The organism is Rhodococcus sp. 15-725-2-2b, from assembly GCF_002259075.1.
GTDB lineage: Bacteria > Actinomycetota > Actinomycetes > Mycobacteriales > Mycobacteriaceae > Rhodococcoides.
In genome coordinates, this window is the sequence record NZ_NPFL01000006.1 from 764,589 (window position 1) to 784,240 (window position 19,652).

General features: G+C 67.0%; 23 protein-coding genes. 9 read left to right on the plus strand and 14 right to left on the minus strand.

The window, feature by feature from the left end:
- Positions 1 to 93: 93 nt before the first annotated feature.
- From CH306_RS09500 to CH306_RS09520, 5 genes are all read right to left on the minus strand, one after another.
- Positions 94 to 648, minus strand: a complete 555-nt coding sequence (locus CH306_RS09500; protein ID WP_032396487.1) for a ferritin — start codon at positions 646 to 648, stop codon at positions 94 to 96.
- 111 nt (positions 649 to 759) lie between these two features.
- Complete coding sequence (locus tag CH306_RS09505) at positions 760 to 1,317, minus strand: ferritin (protein WP_094646361.1); 558 nt, start codon at positions 1,315 to 1,317, stop codon at positions 760 to 762.
- A 67-nt stretch (positions 1,318 to 1,384) separates the two neighbouring features.
- Positions 1,385 to 2,680, minus strand: coding sequence for an LCP family glycopolymer transferase (locus CH306_RS09510; RefSeq protein WP_373453969.1), 1,296 nt, complete (start codon positions 2,678 to 2,680; stop codon positions 1,385 to 1,387).
- A 358-nt stretch (positions 2,681 to 3,038) separates the two neighbouring features.
- Complete coding sequence (locus CH306_RS09515; protein WP_032396467.1) at positions 3,039 to 3,848, minus strand: CPBP family intramembrane glutamic endopeptidase; 810 nt, start codon at positions 3,846 to 3,848, stop codon at positions 3,039 to 3,041.
- Positions 3,849 to 3,882: 34 nt separating this feature from the next.
- Positions 3,883 to 4,650, minus strand: a complete 768-nt coding sequence (locus CH306_RS09520) for a DUF2470 domain-containing protein (RefSeq protein ID WP_032396466.1) — start codon at positions 4,648 to 4,650, stop codon at positions 3,883 to 3,885.
- Positions 4,651 to 4,849: 199 nt separating this feature from the next.
- On the opposite strand from CH306_RS09520, the gene CH306_RS09525 reads away from it, so the two are divergent.
- From CH306_RS09525 to CH306_RS09535, 3 genes are read left to right on the plus strand one after another with little or no spacing between them, the layout of a single operon-like run.
- Positions 4,850 to 5,572, plus strand: a complete 723-nt coding sequence (locus CH306_RS09525; RefSeq protein ID WP_094646362.1) for a hypothetical protein — start codon at positions 4,850 to 4,852, stop codon at positions 5,570 to 5,572.
- 9 nt (positions 5,573 to 5,581) lie between these two features.
- On the plus strand, positions 5,582 to 6,514 hold the full coding sequence (gene pheA / locus CH306_RS09530) for a prephenate dehydratase (protein WP_045197959.1): 933 nt from the start codon (positions 5,582 to 5,584) through the stop codon (positions 6,512 to 6,514).
- Positions 6,511 to 7,176: a histidine phosphatase family protein gene (locus CH306_RS09535; RefSeq protein ID WP_094646363.1), complete on the plus strand. Its 666-nt coding sequence runs from the start codon at positions 6,511 to 6,513 to the stop codon at positions 7,174 to 7,176. Before pheA ends, CH306_RS09535 begins: the two co-directional genes overlap by 4 nt.
- Here the strand turns inward: CH306_RS09535 and CH306_RS09540 are convergent.
- The 4 genes from CH306_RS09540 to CH306_RS09555 all read right to left on the minus strand — a co-directional run bounded on the left by CH306_RS09540 (position 7,169) and on the right by CH306_RS09555 (position 10,182).
- On the minus strand, positions 7,169 to 7,996 hold the full coding sequence (locus CH306_RS09540) for an ESX secretion-associated protein EspG (protein WP_094646364.1): 828 nt from the start codon (positions 7,994 to 7,996) through the stop codon (positions 7,169 to 7,171). The genes CH306_RS09535 and CH306_RS09540 overlap by 8 nt on opposite strands.
- Positions 7,993 to 9,162 (minus strand): PPE family protein, encoded by a 1,170-nt coding sequence (locus tag CH306_RS09545; RefSeq protein ID WP_256981110.1) that lies wholly within the window; start codon positions 9,160 to 9,162, stop codon positions 7,993 to 7,995. Before CH306_RS09545 ends, CH306_RS09540 begins: the two co-directional genes overlap by 4 nt.
- 53 nt (positions 9,163 to 9,215) lie before the next feature.
- On the minus strand, positions 9,216 to 9,527 hold the full coding sequence (locus tag CH306_RS09550; RefSeq protein WP_094629298.1) for a PE family protein: 312 nt from the start codon (positions 9,525 to 9,527) through the stop codon (positions 9,216 to 9,218).
- Positions 9,528 to 9,615: 88 nt separating this feature from the next.
- Positions 9,616 to 10,182 (minus strand): histidine phosphatase family protein, encoded by a 567-nt coding sequence (locus tag CH306_RS09555; protein ID WP_094646365.1) that lies wholly within the window; start codon positions 10,180 to 10,182, stop codon positions 9,616 to 9,618.
- Positions 10,183 to 10,472: 290 nt separating this feature from the next.
- On the opposite strand from CH306_RS09555, the gene CH306_RS09560 reads away from it, so the two are divergent.
- On the plus strand, positions 10,473 to 10,667 hold the full coding sequence (locus CH306_RS09560) for a CbtB domain-containing protein (RefSeq protein ID WP_032396459.1): 195 nt from the start codon (positions 10,473 to 10,475) through the stop codon (positions 10,665 to 10,667).
- Positions 10,658 to 11,467: a CbtA family protein gene (locus tag CH306_RS09565; protein WP_094646366.1), complete on the plus strand. Its 810-nt coding sequence runs from the start codon at positions 10,658 to 10,660 to the stop codon at positions 11,465 to 11,467. The genes CH306_RS09560 and CH306_RS09565 overlap by 10 nt, the downstream gene beginning before the upstream one ends.
- A gap of 134 nt (positions 11,468 to 11,601) precedes the next feature.
- Here the strand turns inward: CH306_RS09565 and CH306_RS09570 are convergent, their stop codons facing one another.
- Together CH306_RS09570 and CH306_RS09575 are read right to left on the minus strand one after the other, a co-directional pair.
- Entirely contained in the window at positions 11,602 to 11,934 is a 333-nt protein-coding gene (locus CH306_RS09570) for a metallopeptidase family protein (RefSeq protein ID WP_094646367.1), read from the minus strand.
- Between the two features lie 13 nt (positions 11,935 to 11,947).
- Positions 11,948 to 13,033 (minus strand): septum formation family protein, encoded by a 1,086-nt coding sequence (locus tag CH306_RS09575; RefSeq protein WP_032396457.1) that lies wholly within the window; start codon positions 13,031 to 13,033, stop codon positions 11,948 to 11,950.
- A gap of 34 nt (positions 13,034 to 13,067) precedes the next feature.
- On the opposite strand from CH306_RS09575, the gene CH306_RS09580 reads away from it, so the two are divergent.
- Positions 13,068 to 13,460: an ankyrin repeat domain-containing protein gene (locus CH306_RS09580; protein ID WP_032396456.1), complete on the plus strand. Its 393-nt coding sequence runs from the start codon at positions 13,068 to 13,070 to the stop codon at positions 13,458 to 13,460.
- Positions 13,461 to 13,471: 11 nt separating this feature from the next.
- Entirely contained in the window at positions 13,472 to 14,725 is a 1,254-nt protein-coding gene (gene serS / locus CH306_RS09585; protein ID WP_094646368.1) for a serine--tRNA ligase, read from the plus strand.
- A gap of 112 nt (positions 14,726 to 14,837) precedes the next feature.
- Here serS and CH306_RS09590 read toward each other — a convergent pair whose 3' ends face one another.
- The gene (locus tag CH306_RS09590) at positions 14,838 to 15,707 is read right to left on the minus strand and encodes a hypothetical protein (RefSeq protein ID WP_256981111.1); all 870 of its coding nucleotides are present in this window, start codon (positions 15,705 to 15,707) and stop codon (positions 14,838 to 14,840) included.
- An 86-nt stretch (positions 15,708 to 15,793) separates the two neighbouring features.
- Here CH306_RS09590 and CH306_RS09595 point away from each other — a divergent pair, with 86 nt between their 5' ends.
- A complete protein-coding gene (locus tag CH306_RS09595) occupies positions 15,794 to 16,534 on the plus strand; it encodes a lysophospholipid acyltransferase family protein (protein WP_094631858.1) in 741 nt (246 codons plus the stop codon).
- 9 nt (positions 16,535 to 16,543) lie between these two features.
- Positions 16,544 to 17,029 (plus strand): GNAT family N-acetyltransferase, encoded by a 486-nt coding sequence (locus CH306_RS09600; protein ID WP_032396452.1) that lies wholly within the window; start codon positions 16,544 to 16,546, stop codon positions 17,027 to 17,029.
- Here the strand turns inward: CH306_RS09600 and CH306_RS09605 are convergent, their stop codons facing one another.
- Together CH306_RS09605 and CH306_RS09610 are read right to left on the minus strand one after the other, a co-directional pair.
- On the minus strand, positions 17,030 to 18,481 hold the full coding sequence (locus tag CH306_RS09605) for a sensor histidine kinase (protein ID WP_094646369.1): 1,452 nt from the start codon (positions 18,479 to 18,481) through the stop codon (positions 17,030 to 17,032).
- The gene (locus CH306_RS09610) at positions 18,478 to 19,323 is read right to left on the minus strand and encodes a response regulator transcription factor (RefSeq protein WP_179272831.1); all 846 of its coding nucleotides are present in this window, start codon (positions 19,321 to 19,323) and stop codon (positions 18,478 to 18,480) included. The genes CH306_RS09605 and CH306_RS09610 overlap by 4 nt, the downstream gene beginning before the upstream one ends.
- Positions 19,324 to 19,652 lie beyond the last annotated feature (329 nt).

Sequence of the window (19,652 nt, forward strand, 5' to 3'; positions counted from 1 at the left end):
CGAGAAAGCACATCGGGTGGCCGCCCGAACAAGAATCCTTGTTCGGGCGGCCACCCGTATGAGCGCGCTACTTGCCCAGACGTGCGGCGGGATCTACAGCGATCCGCCGGCGACGGTGGGTGCGCCCGAGTCGGCCGTCACGCTGGTGTTCATCTCACGGGCGACGAACTGCTCGAGATCGAACAGGTTGTGGCCCGCGCGATCGGCGATGTTGAGCAGCGTCTTCATGCTGGCAACTTCCTCGACCTGCTCCTTGAGGAACCACTGCATGAACTGCTCGCCGAGGTAGTCGCCCTCTTCGCGTGCGGTGCTTGCCAGAGCGATGATCTGCTCGGTGACGGTCTCCTCCTGCGCAAGCGCCAGGGCGATGGCCTCACGGGGATCGGTGAAGACGGACTTCGACGCGTCGACGCCGGTCAGCTCGACCGTGATGTCGCGATCGAGGAAGTACTGCACGATCATCATCGCGTGGTTGCGCTCTTCGACCGACTGCGCGTAGAAGTGCTTGGCCAGCTGCGGCAGATCGACATTCGCGAAGTACACAGCGGTGGCGATGTACTGCTGCGAGGCGTTGAACTCGTTGCGAATCTGGTCGCGGAGAAGTGCATGGAACTTGGTGTGGCTGGTTTCTTTGATGTCTACGCTCATGACGAGGACGATATGCCTGGTCAGAGGCGTTGTCATCCAAGTCGAACCTTATTGAGGCGAACGTAGCCTAATACAGTGAATCCTAAATGTCCGCTCTGAGCAGGGCGCAAACTACGCTCTTCCGGCTTCTTTCGGGGCATTGGTGGCGCGGATCACCGTCGAGCCGATCTCGCGTGCGACGTACTGCTCGATGTCGAACAGGTTGGTTCCGGCCCGGCGAACGATGTTGAGCAGACTCTGCATCGCCGCCACCTCCTCGACCTGCTCGGTGAGGAACCAGTGGATGAACTGCTCGCCGATGTAGTCGCCGTCGGCCCGGGCAGCGCGCGCGAGCGCGGTGATCTGCTCGGTCACCGTCGACTCCTGAGCCAGTGCCAGTTCCACCGGTTCGACGACCGACCGGAATGCCGTCACCACGTCGTCGATGCCCGACGCGTCGACCTCGAGCCGATTGTCGATGAGGAAACGGATCATCATCATCGCGTGCCGACGCTCCTCGGCGGATTGAGCGTAGAAACGCGTGGCCAGCTGCGGTAGATCGTTGCGGTCGAACCACACCGCAATGGCGACGTACTGCTGCGAAGCGGTGAACTCGTGCCGGACCTGGGCGCGCAGAAGGTCGTGGAACGACGTACCGGGGGCGGCGGGCTGGGCAGACGGCGATGTCATGGTCCTCAACCTACAACCCAGGGTCGTTCCGCAGGCTTCGCTCCCGCCCACCGCTCACGCCTGCCGATCAGGGGCCGCCGGTCAGCAGTTCCGGCGGGATCTCGCGATCCTGTGCGATGGCGTCGAAGAATGCCGGAGCGCGAGTGTCGTCCCACAGCAGAACGTTTCCGACGTCGGAGTCCTGGAATCCGCCGACCGGCACCGTCGTGGTCACCGGGCCGCTGCGCATCGCCCAGGCCAGCGCGGCGAGGTTCCAGATGTGATCTCCCTCGTCGACGCTCAACGACGATACGGTGTCGGACACCAGCGGCCACAACCGCAGTGGGTTGAGGAAAGTCGAAGCGCTCGTTGCCTTTTCCAGAAGGGCCGACATGAACGCGCGTTGATTGTTCATGCGGTCGATGTCGGCCAGTGCCGTCGCGCGCGAGCGCACGAATCCGAGCGCCTCGGCTCCGGTGAGATCCTGACAACCGGCGGCAATGTTGATGCCCGCCAACGGATCGTCGATTGCATTCTGCACGCACACGTTCACTCCACCGACCGCGTCGACGATCCCGGCGAAGCCACCGAATCCGATCTCGGCGTAATGATCGATGTGCACACCGGTTGCACCCTCGACCGTCTGTACCAGCAGTGGCGGCCCACCGAATGCGAAGGCCGCGTTGAGCTTGTCCTGGCCGTTGCCCGGAATCGACACGTACGAATCGCGCGGCAGGCTGACCATCGTCGGCGCGCCGCTGCCCTCGGGGATGTGAATCAGAATGATCGTGTCGGTGCGGCTCGGGCCCACCTCGCCGCCGGTCGCGAGCGCGGCTTCCTGCTCCGGCGTCAGGCCGGCCCGCGAATCCGACCCGACGAGAAGCCAGTTGGTGCCGGGGGTGTCGCCGATGCGCCCGGGATACGAGGTGAGGGCGTCCACGCGCGTCAACGAGCTGTCGACGTAGTAGACGACACCTCCGATACCCAGCACGAGAACCAGCAACACGATCAGGAAGCGTCGTCCCCAGCGTCGGCGCCTGCGCGGCTTCGCCGCTTTCGGTGGCCGAGAATCACGTTGCGGCCGAACAGGTTCGGGGCGACGTAGCGCCCGCTGCGCAGGCGGTTGCCTGCGCTCCTCGGTGAACGGCTCCGGCTGCTGACGCGGCGCGTATCCGGTGCGACCCGGTGGATCGTCCTGCGAACGTGAGTACTGACGCGTCGAATTCGCCGCATCCGCTCGAGCCGGATTCGACTGTGCTGGATACGACTGTGCCGAACGAGGTTCGGGTGCCTGCGACCAGGCCTGCTGAGGGCTGTCGCGTGGAACCGGTGTCGGCCGAGGTGGCCCGTCCGGCCCGGGAATGGGGCGGCCGTCGCGTCGGATGAACTCGGTACCCTCCGGCGGCGGCTGGCCCGGTCGATACCCACGTGGGGGCGGCTGTCGGCCGGGCGGCGGGCGGTTGGGCCGTGGCTGGGGCGGCTGTTGCCCGGGTGGCTGCTGACGGGGTCGCGGTGGACCCGGAGGCTGCTGCGGGGGTGGACCTTGCCGGGGCGCGGGATCGGGACGACCGTGCCGGCCGGGCGTGGATCTGTCCGCCGGCGGCGTGCGGTTCGGTGGCGGCGTTCGACCGGGAGGCGGCGTGCGCCGGTCCGGCGCGCCGTGCCGTCCGTAGCGATCGTCGTCGTTCACGAATCGACTGTAACCGTCGTCGCGGGAACAGCGGTCTTACTCGAGGTTCGATTCACGGGAGCCACGACAGATGTTCGCGCAGGAGGGCGTAGCCGACGAAGGCGACGATGTCGATCAGAGCGTGCGCGATCAGCAGGGGCCACAGTCTGCCGGTGCGCTGCCAGTAGCGGCCGAACACCAGGCCCATGAGGAAGTTCCCGACACCACCGCCCACACCTTGATAGAAGTGATAGCTGCCGCGCAGCAGCGACGAGCACAGCAGGGACGCGTTCTCGCTCAGACCGAGTCTGCGCAGGCGAGAGATCAGGTACGCCACGACGATGATCTCCTCGGCACCGGAGTTGGCCAGCGCGTACAGAATCAGTGCGGGCACGCGCCACCAGTGGTCGTCGAGGGCGCTGGGAACGACATTCAGGTTGAACCCGAGGGCGTTGCCCACCAGATACAGCGCCAGGCCGGGCAGCCCGATCAGTGCGGCCAGTCCGACGCCGTGACCGAGGTCGATCTTCAGCCGCGGACGGGCCAGCCCGATCGCTCGTGGTGCGAGATCGGCTCGCCACAGCAGGTACAACCCCAGGGCACCCCAGGCGCACAGACGCAGGATGCTCAGCAGCTGGAACAGCAGATCGATCAGGCTGAAACTCGACCGCGACGAGTTCAGCGCCACGGTCTGATCGGACAGGGCAGCGGTCTGCAGCGCGTCCTCGACGAGCGAGAGGATGCTGCTCATGCCGCTCAGGCCGAACGTCACCAGCAGGACGATCGCGATCTCGACCTTGATGGTGGTGCGTTCGCGGGCATCGGGCGGGGGAGCCGTGCTCGCGGGCGGCGGTGGCGTCAACCAGCTCTTGAAGTCGATCACCGCACGAGTCTGCCCTGTTTCGTGCGGTGAGGTGTCAGCCGCGGGCGCGCAGTCCGTTCAGGAACGGGCAACCGGCGAGAACGCGAAGCGCTCGACTGAGGGAGAGGACGTCCTGGACGGGCTCGGTGAATCCCAGCCGGACGTCGTTGTCGCCGCATTCGCCCTCGATCCGCAGTCGAATGCCGTAGCGATCGATGCCCAGCGGCCGGATTCGACCCTGCCGCAGCGACGGCGGGAGGCGTCGGGCCAATTGGGCCAGCAGGTCCGGGTGGTCGGCATCGAGGTGCTCGAGCCAGCTGGTCTCCATCTCCCAGAAGGGATCGGGTTCGGCGGCCAGCAGTGTGTCGACGTCGACCGGCTCCGCTCCGGTGCTGTCGGCGACCACGGCGGAGGTGACGATCAGACGCATCAGCGAGGTGGTGTGGCCGACGTCGAGCAGGGCCGGATGCGGATGCTCGGCGGCCACCGCTCCGGCCATGGGTCGCATCAGCGATTCCGGAACCGGACGTAGATCGCCCCGAAGCCACACCAACGACCGCACCGGCTCACGCAGGGCGAGCGGCGCGTGATCGGTCAGTTCGAGGACGGCGGGCGTTCCGGCACGGGAGGACTGCCCGGTGACCGCACTGTCGAGGGAGTCGGTGGGGACGGCGAGGATCATCTCCCCGTTGGGACGAAGGTGGTGCAGGGTCGTGATCACCGGGCCGCTGCCGTCGATGGCCAGGGCTGCGCCCTCGGCGCGCATGCAGGCACTGCGCACGCGTTCGGCGGTGGTCGGTCCGGTGGTGGTTGCGCCGAGCATGGGCTCCTCCGATGCGATCGGTCAGGCGAATAGGTGAGGCAAACCTAAGTTAGCGCGGTGTGGCGAGGATCGCAAGACCCAGGCCACGGGAGTGGAGCCTGCGGAACGACCCAGGCCCCGGGAGTGGAGCCTGCGGAACGACCCAGGCCACGGGAGTGGAGTCTGTGGAACGACCCAGGGCCGGGTCTACCGTTGAGGCGTGCCGATTCCGCTGACCCTCGGTGTGCCACACCGACCCGACCCGAACGCGCTCGTCCACGGACTGCTGCAGCCGATCTGTGCCGACGCCCACTCGCTCGCCGCTGCCCCGCGTGGATCCGAGTACGGCCCGCCCGTCGTGCGGGCTTCGACCCTGCTCGAACTGTCCGAATCGGACGACCTCGGGCGCATCGCGGTGCACCTCGACATCGACCCCGACGAGCTCCGGGCCGGTAGGACCGGCGGCTACGAGGCCGTACGGTTCCACGTCGACGCCCCGGTCGAGCACCTCGCCGATGCGCTCACGCTGCGGTTGCCCTCGCCGTTGGTCGTCTTCCCGATGTTCGACGCGATCGACGTGGCCGAGACCGCGGAGGCCGTCGTCCTCGCCCACCGGACTCCTGGCATCGACGTCGGCGACACCCCACGGCGCATCGCCGACGTCCTCGCGGTGGTCTCGCACGCCGATGTGGGCCTCGTCGCCCGCGCCGACTCCGGCGACGATGTGCTCGCGATCCTTGCTGCGACGGTGGCGTCGCTGCGCGGGGACGACATCGCCTCGGCCCTCGCCGCTCCGAACGTCGCCGCACTGCGGGCACTCATCCCCGAGGCGGCCGAGGCGGTGCGCGAGGTGCTGCTCGGAATCGAGATCGCCGACGCTGCTGCCGCCCGCGCCCGGCTCGTCGACGTCGGTTTGATCGCTTCACGGACGTCGACAAAGTAACCTCGAGGCGTGCCTCGCATCGCTTACTTCGGCCCATCGGGAACGTTCACGGAGATGGCGCTTGCTCAGTTCGAGAGGCTCGGAACGTTCGGCGCAGTCGGCCTGGACGGGGCGGTCGAGCGGATATCGGCGTCGAACCCGCCGTCAGCGCTCGAGGCCGTGCGATCGGGTGCGGCCGACGCGGCCGTGGTCCCCATCGAAAGCTCCATCGAGGGAGCGGTTCCACCGACGCTCGACGCGTTGTCGGAGGGCCGCCGGTTGCAGATCGTCGCCGAGACCGAGATCGAGGTGGCCTTCACCATTCTCGGCGGTCCCGGTGTCACCCTCGATTCGGCCCGCACGGTCAGCGCCTACCCGATCGCACTCAATCAGGTGCGCCAGTGGCTGCAGGCTGCCATGCCCGACGCCGTGGTGCAGTCCGCGTCGTCCAATGCCGGTGCAGCGGAAGACGTTGCGGCCGGAATGGTCGATGCCGCGGTGTCGACGCGGCTCGCCGGTGAGCGTCTGAAGTTGCCGCAGTTGGCCGACGGGATCATCGACGTGGAGGGCGCAAGGACTCGCTTCGTGCTGGTGACCGCGCCGCAATCGGTGCCTGCGCGCACCGGTGCCGACCGCACCTCGGTGGTGCTCGAGCCGCCGAACGATCCGGGTACACTGCCGGCAGCGTTGGCCGAGTTCGGAATTCGCAACATCGACCTCACGTTCATCGAATCGCGGCCCACGCGTTCACGATTCGGAACGTACAGGTTCTTCGTCGACTGCGCGGGTCACATCGACGACCCGCTCGTCGCGGAGATGCTGGCCGCATTTCACCGCAAGATGCCCCTGCGCTTCCTCGGATCCTGGCCCACCACAACGGGAACGGGTGGATCGGTACCGCCGCCGATCGACGAACACGTGCAGTGGGTAGCAGACGTTCGTGCCGGACGCGGTGATCTGTGATGGGCAAACTGATTCTGGTCCGGCACGGTCAGACGACGGCCAACGTCGCGAAGGTACTGGACACCTCACCGCCGGGAGCCGAACTCACCGAGCTGGGGCACCAGCAGGCCGAGGCCTACGCGCAGACCTGGATCGGACGCCCACCCGCGGTGCTGGTGTCCTCGGTTGCGTTGCGCGCCAAGCAGACTGCCGGCTACATCGAGCGAGCTACCGGGGTTCCCCTGCTGGTGACCGAGGGAATCCAGGAGACCTTTGCCGGAGATCTCGAGGACCGCGACGACCCGGATGCGCACCGGGAGTTCACCGAGATCTTCAGTCGCTGGCACGCCGGAGATCTGGCGGCGACCGTGCCCGGAGGCGACAGCGGACATTCGGTTCTGGAGCGCTACGTCCCGGTGCTCGACGGCCTCCGCGCGCAGTACCTGGGTGACGACACCGCAGGCGACGTCGTCGTCGTCAGCCACGGTGCCGCAATCCGACTGGTCGCGGCGGTGCTGGCCGGCGTCGAGGGCACGTTCGCGGCCGACAACCATCTCGACAACACTCACACCGTCGAGCTGCTCCCGCTGCCGGACGGCGAGTGGTCCTGCGTCCGGTGGGGCACGTTCCTGCCACCGTTCGAGGGCAAGGGCAGCGACGAGGCCGACAACCCGATCAGTTAGCGAGAAGGCCCTGCGCCGATGAGATCAGCTCGGCCAGGGCAGCGGTAACTCGGCGATCCGTTGCGCCGGTCAGTGAACTCCACGACGTGCCGTCGGCGGCGAGGGTGGAGGTGGCGAGGATGCGTCCGGCTCGGGTGTCGAACAGGGCGACCGGTCTGCCGGCCACATGGCGGGTGCCGTTGCTGCGGGCCACGGCCGTGATCTCGGTTCTGCCTGCGCACGTGGCCATCGCCGACGCCAGAGCCGCGGCGCGGTCGGGCGCTATCCCGATTCCGCGTAGCCGAGACGCGGTTGCTCCGACGTCGCTCGGTGCCGCATCGAGTGCCTCGGCCAGCAGATCGGTGGGCGCGTTGATGCTGCCCGGGTCGAACGACGCAGCCGAGCCGATCGACGACGCGAGGTCTCGGGCCGGATCACCGTCGACGGCGCGGATGGTGACCACGTCGTCTCGCCGCACCGCCGACACCGTCATCCGACCGTCGGATGCAACGCAGATCCGAGTGGCCGGAACGGGCTCGGCACTCTCGACGTCGAACACACGGACCGAGACATACCAGCGAGGTTGTTCGAGAACTCGCATCCACTGCCGAAGATCCTCGTGGACGCGGCCGCCGGCCGACAGTCCGGCCGAGTCGAGGGAGCAGCGGCCACGCTCCAATGCGGAATCCCACGCAGCTGCGTCGTCGAAACGTGGGAACACGTTCAGGACGACGGGTAGCTCGACGATCGACAGTTCGTCGACCAAGAAGTCCATCTCGTCCGCACCGAGTGAGGCGATCGGCAATGTGTGGCCCACCGGCACGGTTCCCAAGTCGATCAACGGCCGTTCCCGTTGATGTCCGGCACGGTCGGATCCGCGCCGATGACGGACGGGGCGACGGTGCGGCCGTCCGCGAAGTGCTCGAACTGCTTGAGGTAGTCCGGGGTTTGGTGTTCGTCGTCCTCGGCCTGCCCGCGCGTGCCGGATGCCGGGGCGCCGGCCGCGCCCGTTCCGCGCTGAGCGAGGCCGCTATCGGCCGGGGATGGTGCGCCGAACGCCGTCGGGCCGCTCTGACCTGGACCGGCCGGCATCGAACCACCACCTCCTGGCCCCAACGTCGAACCAGGGAGTCCGCCGCCACCGCCGAGCCCACCTGCTCCGCCTGCGCCGCCGCCGTACGACACCGGACGCGTGGACGCCGGACCGACGGCAGGAGATGCCGAAACGCCGGGCGCGAATCCACCACCGGACCCGACGCCGCCGGACAGTGCACTCGACCCGATGTTGGACGCGGCGGTGGCCACGGTCGAGACGCCGGTACTGGCGATGGAGGTAGCAGCACTACCGATCTGACCTGCCGCCGCGGCAACACCGGGATTCTGGGTTGCGGCCATCAAACCGCCGATCGCGGCCTGAACCGGCGATGTCATCAGCGCGCCGTCGGCGAATCTGCCGAGGCCGGTGCCGGAATCGGAGACGATGGCCGGCGGCCGGTCGAACGTGGTCTGGACGATGCGGTGCGAGGAGACCAGCTCGAAGCCCTCCATCACCATCGCGGCGCGGATGTCGAGCAGTCGATCGGCCACCTCGGCCGCCTCGTAGCTGCCGTTCATCACGCCACCCGTCGAGGCGGCGGTGACCTTGGCGGCCTGCACGGCTCCGATTTCGACGAGCGAGGGCATGGTCGCCAACGCGACACCGTACGAGGTGCCTGCCGCCGGGGCCTCGACCGAGAGCGCCGCGGCCTTGACTGCCGTGGCGGCAGTCCAGGTCGCGAAGCGGCCGAGCGCAGCCTGAGCGAGCAGTGCCGACTCGCCTTCCCAGCCTGCGGTCAGTGCCGCGGTGACGGCGGCGATACTCGCCGATGCCTCGGTGAACGCCGCAGCGACCGAACCCCACGCACCGCCGGCGACATGCAACGGCACCGGTCCAGGACCGAGCAATCGCGTCGAGTTTCCCGTCGCCGTGCGTGGCAGCCACACCACACCTGTCACTCCGAGCGTCATCTGATGGCCCCCATGATGTTCGAGCGTTGTCTGCTGCGGTCGAGTTCGGTGCGTCAGATACCGGGTAGGCCGGGCAGGCCCCCGGCGGTGTCGTCGTCGGTGGCCACGTAGTCCGCGGCCTGTTTCCGCAGTTCCTCGGCTGCCCGGAGCAACTCCGAAATACCTTGTGCTGCAGCGGGTCCGAAGGTATCGGCCGCGGTGCCGAAGAATCGTTCGGTCAGCAACGAAACCTCGTCGGTGCCCGGTGGTAGCGGCCGCACGGGGATTGCCGTCGCAGTGACAGCTGCCTGCAAGCGAGCGGCGACGGCATCGAGTTCAGAGGCGGCGAGCTGCAGTGCCACCGGATCCACCTTGATGACGGTCATGAGCCACGCTCCTTGATCGAAGAACTTTGCGCTGTCGGTAGGTAGGACGCCGCCGTGTTCGGTTCGGTTCCCTCGACGCGAGAAAAATTCAGACGAACTTCCGGGCCACCGAGCCCACAGTCCATGCGCCGCCGCGACGGCTGACCGCCGTGCGCGTGAGCGGGGAGACGTCGATGCGCCAGAACGAGGACACCGGGGCCGCCAACACCAGCACCACCACGGCTCGAACGACGGCAGGAGAGGTCACCGCCAGCGTGCGGCCAGGCGTCGATCCGACACCACTCAGCCACATCTCGACGCGAGAGAACAGCGCGACGAGGGACTCACCACCGGGCGGAACGAACGCCGGATCGCCCAACCAGGCCATCGCGTCGGCGTCGGGCAGATCGGTCATCTCGAGACCGGACCACCGGCCGTAATCGATGTCGGCCAACGCGGGTTCGACCGAGATGTCCAAGCCGAAGATGCGCGCCGTGGAGACCGAGCGGGTTTCCGGGCCGGACAGGACGCGGTCGGCTCGGGGAATGTCGGTCACCGCGGCAAGGTCCCGCAGACCCGCGTCGTCGAGTGGTTCGTCGCCGGGAAACCGGCCGGTGCGCATCGCGTCGGTTCTGGCGTGGCTCACCAGGATCAGTCGGGTCACGGGCGCACTCACTGGGTCATTGTGGCGCAGGCACCGTGTGGTTGTGGCTCAGGCACCGTGCCATTGGGGCATCGAGCTGCGGTGGATCGGGACAGCGATTGACACAGCATCGCGTTCGGTGCCACAGTTCGCAGGTTAGACGCGATGTACGCAGGTAATCCGGTGAAAATCCGGAGCGGTTGCGCCACTGTGATCGACGTCGGGCATATGTCCGAATTCGAGAGTCAGAAAACTCGTTCATCGCATGGCCGTCCCCGTTTTCGAGCGGGGACTACGGGACGCATATCCCAGAAGGACACACCATGGCAATCATTCACGCACCCAGTAATACGACGGAGTCGGCTGCCCTTGCCGTCATCGTCGCCGCAACGATTCTGCTCGCTTTCGTCGTGCTCTACCTCGTCGGTTTCGATCAGGGCGCGATCTCCCGCAGTGGCATGTACATGCACGAACTGATGCACGACGGCCGCCACCTGCTGGGCCTGCCATGCCACTGACCGACACACACGGCCCGACACTGCAGGGCACCTTCGTCCAACTCCTGGTGCGAGGTCTGCTCGCCGGACTCCTCGCAGGTCTGCTCGCGGGAGCCGTCGCCTACGTCGTCGGTGAGCCACACATCGACTCGGCCATCGCCATCGAAGAAGCAGCCGGTGCCGACGACCATCACACCGGAGCCGATCCCACCGAGGCCGCCCCTGCCGCACATTCACACGGGGACGAGGACCCGCTCGTCAGTCGCGACGGACAACGCGTCGGACTGTTCCTCGCCACCGGACTCGCAGGCCTGGCCCTGGGCGCGATCTTCGCCTCGGCACTGCACTACGGGCGACGCTTCAGCTCCCTGCCGGGATCGGTACTGGCCCTGGTCGGGGCCGGTGCCGGATGGGTGGCCATCGAAGCGGTGCCGTTCTTCAAGTACCCGGCCAACCCGCCCGCGGTCGGCGATCCGGAGACCATCACCCAGCGCACCTGGCTGTGGCTGGCGACCGTGATTCTCGGTCTGCTGGCCGTCGCGATCGGGATCTACATCGCCAAGGCAGTCGCATCGCAGCATTCGGTGGCGATCCGCGTCGGCGCACCGCTGCTCGCGTTCCTGGTGATCGTCGGCATCGGGTACGCACTGTTGCCCGGTGTGAACGAGGTCGGCTCGGACTTCCCCGCCACCCTGCTCTGGGAATTCCGACTGTCGTCCCTGGCCACCCAGGCGACCCTGTGGCTGACTCTGGGACTGGCATTCGCGTTCCTCACCGACCGCGCAGTACGCCCGATCCGCCGCGAGGCAGTCACGGCGTAGCCCGGTTCTGCGTCAATGGACCATTGCACCGCTCAGACGTGTGCAATGGTCCATTCACGCGTCCGGGGGTGAGCGGTGCGAGGGTGAACCGGTCGAGGGTGAGCGAGCGGTCCGGGGGAGGGGAGTGAGTGTGCTCAGCCGAATCCGAGTTGATGCAGTCGCTCGTCGTTGATGCCGAAGTGATGTCCGATTTCGTGGGCGACGGTGATTGCAATTTCCCGTCGGGCCTCGTTTTCGTCGTCGACCATCTCGAGGATCGGTTTGCGGTAGATGGTGATGACGTCCGGTAGGTGGCCGCTGTACTCGTAGCGTTCGGTCAGCGCGATGCCCTCGTACAGTCCGAGGATGTCCTCGGTGGGGTGTTCCTCCTCGACGAGAACCACCACGTTGTTCATGAAGTCGGTGAGTTCGCGCGGCAGGGTGTCGAGTGCGTCGGACACGGCTTCCTCGAAGTCGACACGCGTCATGTGGGTGGGAATGTCACCCTCCGGTGGTGATCGGGGCGGCACCGGGCAGTGGTGTCGGCAATGCGCGGCCGTCGGGAGCGGAGGGCGGCGGGACGGGAGCTGCACCGTTGATGAGGATGTCGCCCTTGGCGGTACCGACGATGGTCGCGAAGCCGCCGGAATCGAGTTCCTTGCCCACCGAGCACGTCACCTGCCTGCTACCGGCGAGCCAACTTGCGACATCGATGGTGTCCCAGAACAGGGTGAGCGTCTTGTCTCGCAGTGCGGTGTCCGAGCCGAGGTAGCCGTTGACGGCGTCGGTGCACGTGGCTTCCAGGTATGCGTCCTGGTCGGCCTCGGACGGGTGTCCGCCGGGGAACTGCTGCGTCAGGTTGATCACCGACGCCACCTCGTACGCGTGCGGTGCCGAGCAGTCCACCGGATCGGCAGGCACGTTCTGGTTGATGCCGACGCAGGTGCCGGTCGGCCAGACCTTCGATTGGTCCTGGTCGAGAATCGAGCCGGTCATCTCCATCAGCGCACCGGTGTTCGACGGCATCTGCACTCCGCAGCGCAATGTCCGCTCACCCTTGGCCCACCCGGCCTGGCTGGGGAACATCAGCCCGACGCCGAAGCGTCCGTTGGGATCGAACTTGGCTCCGACGTAGTCGTCGACGGCGGCCTCGCAGTGTTCGTCGCGCAGTTCGCTGAACCGGATGGAACCGGGATACGGCGACCCCGGACCGAACTCGACGCCGGGGTAGACGCTCATGTCGATGTCGCGAGCCACCTCGAAGCGATGGGGATCGGCGCAGGAAACTTCGGCGAGATCCTGTCGGTCCGTCTCCGGATCGTCGGTGGGCGTCCACTGCAGGCATGCGCCCGGATCGGCGGCACCGAAGGACGACGCCGAAACGGGGCCATCGGTCGCAGGCCCACCGGCCGTCGCATGGGTGGTGATCTTCTCGGGCGTCGAGAACCCGTCGGAGAGAAAAACCGTCGCGCCCGCGGCCAGCACCGCACCGACCGCAACCATGGCCAGCCCGCGTCGAGCTGTGGTTGCAGACAGTGTTCGCCGAGACTTCTCGCTCGGCGGAGAGTCTGTTTCGTATCCGGACATCACCCTCCATCATGCCCGAGTATGTTCGGTCCTCATGAGCGACCCAACAGGTGACGACGACCTCAGCGAGCTCGCCGGCCGACTGTTCACGATGGCCCGCACCGGTGACGCGGCCGCTCTGGCGAGTTACGTCGACGCAGGCGTTCCGGTGAATCTGCACAACGAATCAGGTGACACGCTGGTCATGCTCGCCGCGTACCACGGGCACACCGATGCGGTGCGTGCGCTGGTCGAGCGCGGTGCCGATGTGAACAAGCCCAACGACAAAGGGCAGACCCCACTCGCGGGCGCGGTCTTCAAAGGTGAGGACGACGTGGTGCGCGTGCTCGTCGACGGCGGAGCCGATCCACACGGCGGTCACCCGTCGGCAATCGATGCCGCCACGATGTTCGGACGCGAGGACTACCTGGGGTTGCTCGGCAAGTAAGGTTCGTTCTCGTGATCGACCTGAAATTCCTTCGCGAGAATCCCGATGCAGTGCGCGCCTCGCAGCGCACCCGAGGCGAGGACCCCGCTCTCGTCGACGCGCTTCTCGATGCCGACGCCTCCCGCCGCGCTGCCGTGCTGGCGGGCGATCAGCTGCGCGCCGAGCAGAAAGCGTTGGGAAAGCAGGTAGGCAAGGCTTCCGCCGAGGACCGTCCCGCGCTGCTCGCCGGAGCGTCGGAGCTCGCTGCCAGAGTGAAGGCGGCCCAGGTCGCCGAGACCGAGGCCGACGCAGCCCTCGACACGGCCCATCGCGCGATCTCGAACATCGTCCAGGACGGCACGCCCGCAGGCGGCGAGGACGACTTCGTGCTGCTCGAGACCGTCAGGCAGATCCCGGAGTTCGAGTTCGAGCCCAAGGATCACCTCGAGCTCGGCGAGTCGCTGAACCTCATCGACATGGAACGCGGAGCCAAGGTCTCGGGTTCGCGCTTCTATTTCATGACCGGCTACGGCGCGCTGCTGCAGCAGGGATTGCTGCAGCTCGCCGCGCAGAAAGCGGTCAAGAACGGCTTCACCATGATGATCCCGCCGGTGCTGGTGCGGCCGGAGATCATGTCGGGAACCGGATTCCTCGGCGCACACGCAGACGAGATCTACCGCCTCGAAGCCGACGACCTCTACCTCGTCGGCACCTCCGAAGTAGCCCTCGCGGGCTACCACTCGGGCGAGATCATCGACCTCGCCGACGGCCCGAAACGGTACGCGGGATGGTCGTCGTGCTTCCGCCGCGAAGCGGGCAGCTACGGCAAGGACACCCGCGGCATCATCCGAGTGCACCAGTTCGACAAGATCGAGATGTTCTCCTACATCAAGCCCGAGGACGCAGCCGCCGAACACCAGAAGTTGCTGGAATACGAGAAGGAAATGCTCGCCGCCGTCGAGGTGCCCTACCGCGTCATCGACACCGCAGGCGGAGACCTCGGCTCTTCGGCAGCTCGTAAGTTCGACTGCGAGGCCTGGATTCCCACCCAGCAGGCCTACCGCGAACTGACCTCGACCTCGAACTGCACGACGTTCCAGGCCCGACGCCTCGGCGTGCGCTACCGCGACGAGAACGGCAAGCCCCAGACCGCGGCGACGCTCAACGGCACCCTCGCCACCACCCGCTGGATCGTCGCGATCCTCGAAAACCACCAGCAGGCCGACGGCACCGTCCGCGTCCCCGACGCTCTGGTGCCCTTCGTCGGAACGGATGTTCTGCGCTAGTTGGGTCGTTCCGCAGGCTCCACTCCTGCGCTAGTTGGGTCGTTCCGCAGGCTCCACTCCTGCGCTAGTTGGGTCGTTCCGCAGGCTCCACTCCTGCGCTAGTCCGGTCGGCTCAGGCGATATCGCCGATGCAGTAGCCCTCGCCGCCGATGGCCAGTACGAACGTGCGGTTCTGGTACACCCCGGACGCGTCGACGATGTCTGCGTTGACCTGGGTGTAGATGCCGTTCTGCCCGGTGACGAACACGCTGTCGGGGTCGAACGAGGTGATGCCGGGCAGGATGTCGGGATTGTCCACCAGTGGCGGGGCAGTGGGAACGCCGGTCCCGAGCGCATCCCAGGTCCGACGGCCGTCGCACACGATCGGGTACGTCTCTTCCACATCGCCGAGGTTGACCGGAGTCCCGGCGAGACGTCCCAGGTAGCGATCGACGGTGTAGACCGCGTCTGCCGCGTCGAACACGGGGGCGGTGCCGGTGGGGTAGACAGTGGGGCACGCGTAGCCGGACGCGATCTCACTGCGCTTCACTCTGACCGTTGCGGTGGGCCCGGTCCAGGTGACCGCGTACTGGCCGTCGACGCCGGGGGCGGCAACGGCAGCGAGGATCGCTGCGGGGTCGACGTACATCGTCGGAATGTCGGTGGGCGGAACCGTCCAGCACCGCACCGTGACGACGCCGATTCCGCCGCCGGTGAGGTCGCCCACGAACGGACGCAGCGCCATCGCGGCGTCGGGGTTTCCGGGAACCTCGCCGACGGGTGGGCCTGGCGGGATCGGTGGGGGCGTCGCGGTGGTCGCGGAGGCTGTGGTCGGAGTTGTCGTCGACGCCGCTGTCTCGGTGGTGGTGCTCGAGGCTCCGGACTGTTCGGACGGCAGTCCGACTGCGGAATCACAGGCTCCCACCAGCGCGAGCGTTGCGATCAGCGGCAGCGCGGTCCGGACGACCATGGTCCGCCGTGGTGGTGCCGCACTGTTCTTCACGTCGTCTCTCCCCCGTTGCTTTCGACCGGACCTGTCATCTCCCGGACCTTTTCTCCGACATCGTCCACCGACTACGCTAACGGACTGTGGAACCCGTCTATCGATCAGTCATCGGCATCGCTCGTGCAGTGTTCGCGTTCGAGGGCCTGAAATTCGACGTCGAGGGCGAGGAACACATCCCTGCCACCGGCGGAGCCGTCATCGCCGTCAACCACACCGGATACATGGACTTCACATACGCCGGGCTACCGCCACGACGGGTGAAGCGCTACATCCGATTCATGGCGAAGAAGGAAGTCTTCGACAACAAGATCTCCGGCCCGATCATGCGTGCACTGCGGCACATCCCCGTCGATCGAGGGGCCGGTGCGGAGTCGTACAAGTCGGCGGTCCAGAGCCTGCGCAACGGTGAACTCGTGGGCGTGTACCCGGAGGCGACCATCAGCCGCAGCTTCGAGATCAAGGAATTCAAGTCCGGCGCGGCGCGCATGGCCATCGAGGCAGGCGTGCCGATCATCCCGACGGTCATCTGGGGCGCACAGCGCGTGTGGACCAAGGGATACCCGAAACGGTTGGGCCGCACAAACACTCCTATCTCGATCGCCGTCGGTGAACCGCTACCGCCCGTTGGTCCGCCGAACGAACTGACCGAGAAGCTGCGCACGGTGATGCAGAAGATGCTGCTCGAACTTCAGGAGAACTATCACCACGAGGCAGGGGCCTACTGGGTGCCTGCGCGATTGGGCGGCAGCGCACCGACCCTCGAAGAGGCAGACAAGCTCGATGCCCAGGACCTCGCCGCGCGTGCGGCCAAGCGGGCCGAGTAGAGCCACGCGATGAACCTCCGTGGTGAACGGGTCGTGTTGCGGCCCGTCACCACCGAGGATGTGCCGGAGCTACGCCGAATACTGCACACCCCCGAGGTGTACGCGCGATGGGGCGACGAGGACGCCGACGAGAATTGGCCGTTCGACAACCCCGACGAGAAGCGTCTGGTCGTCGAATTGGACGGCGCACCAGTGGGATTGATCCAGTACGGCGAGGAGACCGATCCGATGTACCGGCACGCGTCGATCGATATCTTCCTCGACCCGGCAGTGCACGGCCGCGGCGTCGGAAAGGACGCCGTGGGCACGCTGGTGCGGTACCTGACCGCCGAACTGGGGCATCATCGTGTGGTGATCGACCCCGCTGCCGACAACGCGGCAGCGATAGCCTGTTACAGCGCAGTCGGATTCGAGCCGGTCGGGATCATGCGTCGATACGAGAAGGGCCCGAGCGGCTGGCACGACAGCCTGTTGATGGATTTGATCGTCGAGTAGCTATCGGTGGTTCGCCGGAGTGGAGCCCGCGGAACGACCCGTGGGGCCAGGAAGTGTCAGTCGGAACCGCGCGCCGGTAGGCCCTGCGGCACAGACGAGTTCGCCGCCATGAGCGCGCGCCAGCGTGCGCGCTATGGACAACCCGAGCCCGACGCCGCCGGAAGAACGGTCACGCGCAGCATTCAGCCGCACGAGCCGCTCGAAGATCCGCTCACGATCGGCTTCGGCGACACCGGGACCGTCGTCGTCGACGGTGACGAACGCCTGTGAATCGGTTCCTGTCGTCACTCGGACGCTACCGTCCGGCGGCGTGAAGCGAGCGGCGTTGTCGAGTACGTTCGACAGAACTTGCTCGATGCGGCCGACGTCCACCCTGACCGGCACCGGTTGCGAGGCGTCGACCTCGAACCGGACCTGCGGGGACAGCAGTGCAGCACGCTCGACGGTGCGTCGAACCACGTCGGCGAGATCCGCGTCGGACAACTCCAGCTCCGAAGTGTTCTCTGCACGAACGGAATCGAGCATGTCGCCCACCAGACGCGAGGCCCTGGCGGACTCGCCGACCAGCAAGTCGCTCCACCTGCCGACCCGATCGGGGCGGTGCTCCGCGTCGCGCTGCAACGACTGGGCCAGCGCCGAGATCCCGGCCACCGGTGTGCGCAGTTCGTGTGCCGCGTCGGCCAGGAATCGGCGCATGTCCTCCTCTGCCCGACGCGCCGACTGGGCTGCCGCAGCTTCCTTGCGCTCGGCATCCTCGAGGGCGTCGAGCATCTCGTCGACGGCCGATGCGGTGCGGCCCAGGTCGGTCTTCGGCTTGGACGGCAGTAGTCGTCGCCCTCTGTCGCCGTTGGTGATTCGGCGTGCGACCGACGTCATCGAGTCCAGGGGGGACAAGGCGCGCCTGACCGCGTAGATCAATGCGGCGGCGGCCAGTAGCAGAGTGACTGCACCGGCACCCACCATGAGAATGCGCAATTGTCGGCGCACATCTGCGATCGCGGTGGTGTCGCCGAGCAGTGACAGCGTCGATCCATCGGGCAGGGGCTCGGTGATTTCCAACGAATCCGACGGCGGGGCAGGAGGATCGGGTGGACCGGCAGGGCTGGGAGCCTTCGACTGGCCGGCGGGCGGAGCCGGGGTCGCGGGCCTGATATCCGGGCCGGGCGGTCCGCTGCCGGGTGCGCCGTACACCGTGCCGTCGGCGGCGGTGACGCGAACCCGGATGGCGTCGCCCTGCAACGCCTGCACCAGATCACCGGGCCCGACGCCGCTGTCCACCAGCTCGACCGCACGGGATGCCCTGTCGGTCAACCGGGCCTCCAGATCACGCCGAAGCTGTTGACCGAGAACGACATCCACCGACGACCCGACGATCACCAGCAATATTGCGAACAGCACGACGACGGTGGCGACCACGCGGGTACGCAACGAGGGCGTGGGTGTGCGGTTCACTGCGGGGCCCGCAGAGCGTAACCGAGGCCGCGGACAGTGTGGATCAACCGTGGCCCATGGGCTTCCATCTTGCGACGCAACGCACTGACATGCACCTCCACCAGATTGCCGTCATACGCGCCGTAGCCCCAGACCGATTCGAGGATGGACGTTTTCGAGACCGTGCGACCGCGTTGCGCGACGAGGAAGGTCGCCAACCGGAGTTCGGTGGCCGTCAGGTCGAGGACGTGACCGGCGCGCGTGACGACCCCCGCGGATTCGTCCACCAATAGATCGCCCACTTGGATTGCGTCCGAGGATCTGCCGCGTCTACGCAGCACCGATCTCGCTCGCGCGACCACCTCGTCGAGCTGAAACGGCTTGACCACGTAGTCGTCTGCGCCGTCGCTCAATCCGCGCAGGCGGTCCTCCAACTGATCCTTCGCGGTGACCATGATGATTCCTGCATCGCTGCTCTGGCGGACGACGTCGATCAACGCGAACCCGTCCCGCGCACCGGGCAGCATGACGTCGAGAATCACGACATCGGGGCGAAAGCCTGCCATCGTGGTGTCGAAGTCGTCACCGTCGGGCAAGGACGCAGCGGTGAATCCCGCGTCCTCGAACGCGGCGACCAGCGCCTCTCGGATAGGTAGCGAGTCCTCCACCACCATCACCCGGGGAGCGGAACTGTATGTCATGCCTCGATTGTCACCCACCAGCTGAAGTGATCCTGAAGATGCGGCCGGCTTCAGGGTGACTTCAGCTAGCGGCGGCAGGGTCGATGACAGACCGAAACGAACGACAGAGACTCGAACAAGGAGTGAACGTGAACGATCAGACTCAACCGATCCCCGCCGCATCGAACCCGGAGCCAGTCCCCGGGAACGCGGTTCGAGAGACCCAACCGAAGCGGCGGAAGGGACGGGTGCCGATGGTGGCGACGGCCGCAGCGGGACTCGCAGTAGGAGCGCTGGTGGCGTCGGCAGTCTTCGCTGCCACCGGTCCGGACGTCTCACCCGGAGTCTCCACGGTGGCGTCGTCGTCGACCCTCGGACAGCGGACCGACGGCGGTGGCGGGTCGGATGTACCTGCGGTGCCGGCAACCCCGGACTCCGGTGACGGATCGACGGTGCCCGCCGTTCCGACACCGCCAGGATCTGCGGACGGCGCAACTCCTCCGGCACCGGCG

What these genes read in the sequence shown, in the direction of transcription:
- CH306_RS09500 (WP_032396487.1), bottom strand. Translation starts at nt 648, where the DNA reads ATGAGCGTAGACATCAAAGAAACCAGCCACACCAAGTTCCATGCACTT.
- CH306_RS09505 (WP_094646361.1), bottom strand. Translation starts at nt 1,317, where the DNA reads ATGACATCGCCGTCTGCCCAGCCCGCCGCCCCCGGTACGTCGTTCCAC.
- CH306_RS09520 (WP_032396466.1), bottom strand. Translation starts at nt 4,650, where the DNA reads ATGCTCGGCGCAACCACCACCGGACCGACCACCGCCGAACGCGTGCGC.
- CH306_RS09545 (WP_256981110.1), bottom strand. Translation starts at nt 9,162, where the DNA reads ATGACGCTCGGAGTGACAGGTGTGGTGTGGCTGCCACGCACGGCGACG.
- CH306_RS09550 (WP_094629298.1), bottom strand. Translation starts at nt 9,527, where the DNA reads ATGACCGTCATCAAGGTGGATCCGGTGGCACTGCAGCTCGCCGCCTCT.
- CH306_RS09560 (WP_032396459.1), top strand. Translation starts at nt 10,473, where the DNA reads ATGGCAATCATTCACGCACCCAGTAATACGACGGAGTCGGCTGCCCTT.
- CH306_RS09565 (WP_094646366.1), top strand. Translation starts at nt 10,658, where the DNA reads ATGCCACTGACCGACACACACGGCCCGACACTGCAGGGCACCTTCGTC.
- CH306_RS09570 (WP_094646367.1), bottom strand. Translation starts at nt 11,934, where the DNA reads ATGACGCGTGTCGACTTCGAGGAAGCCGTGTCCGACGCACTCGACACC.
- CH306_RS09575 (WP_032396457.1), bottom strand. Translation starts at nt 13,033, where the DNA reads ATGTCCGGATACGAAACAGACTCTCCGCCGAGCGAGAAGTCTCGGCGA.
- CH306_RS09580 (WP_032396456.1), top strand. Translation starts at nt 13,068, where the DNA reads ATGAGCGACCCAACAGGTGACGACGACCTCAGCGAGCTCGCCGGCCGA.
- CH306_RS09600 (WP_032396452.1), top strand. Translation starts at nt 16,544, where the DNA reads ATGAACCTCCGTGGTGAACGGGTCGTGTTGCGGCCCGTCACCACCGAG.
- CH306_RS09610 (WP_179272831.1), bottom strand. Translation starts at nt 19,323, where the DNA reads ATGCGGCGGGGATCGGTTGAGTCTGATCGTTCACGTTCACTCCTTGTT.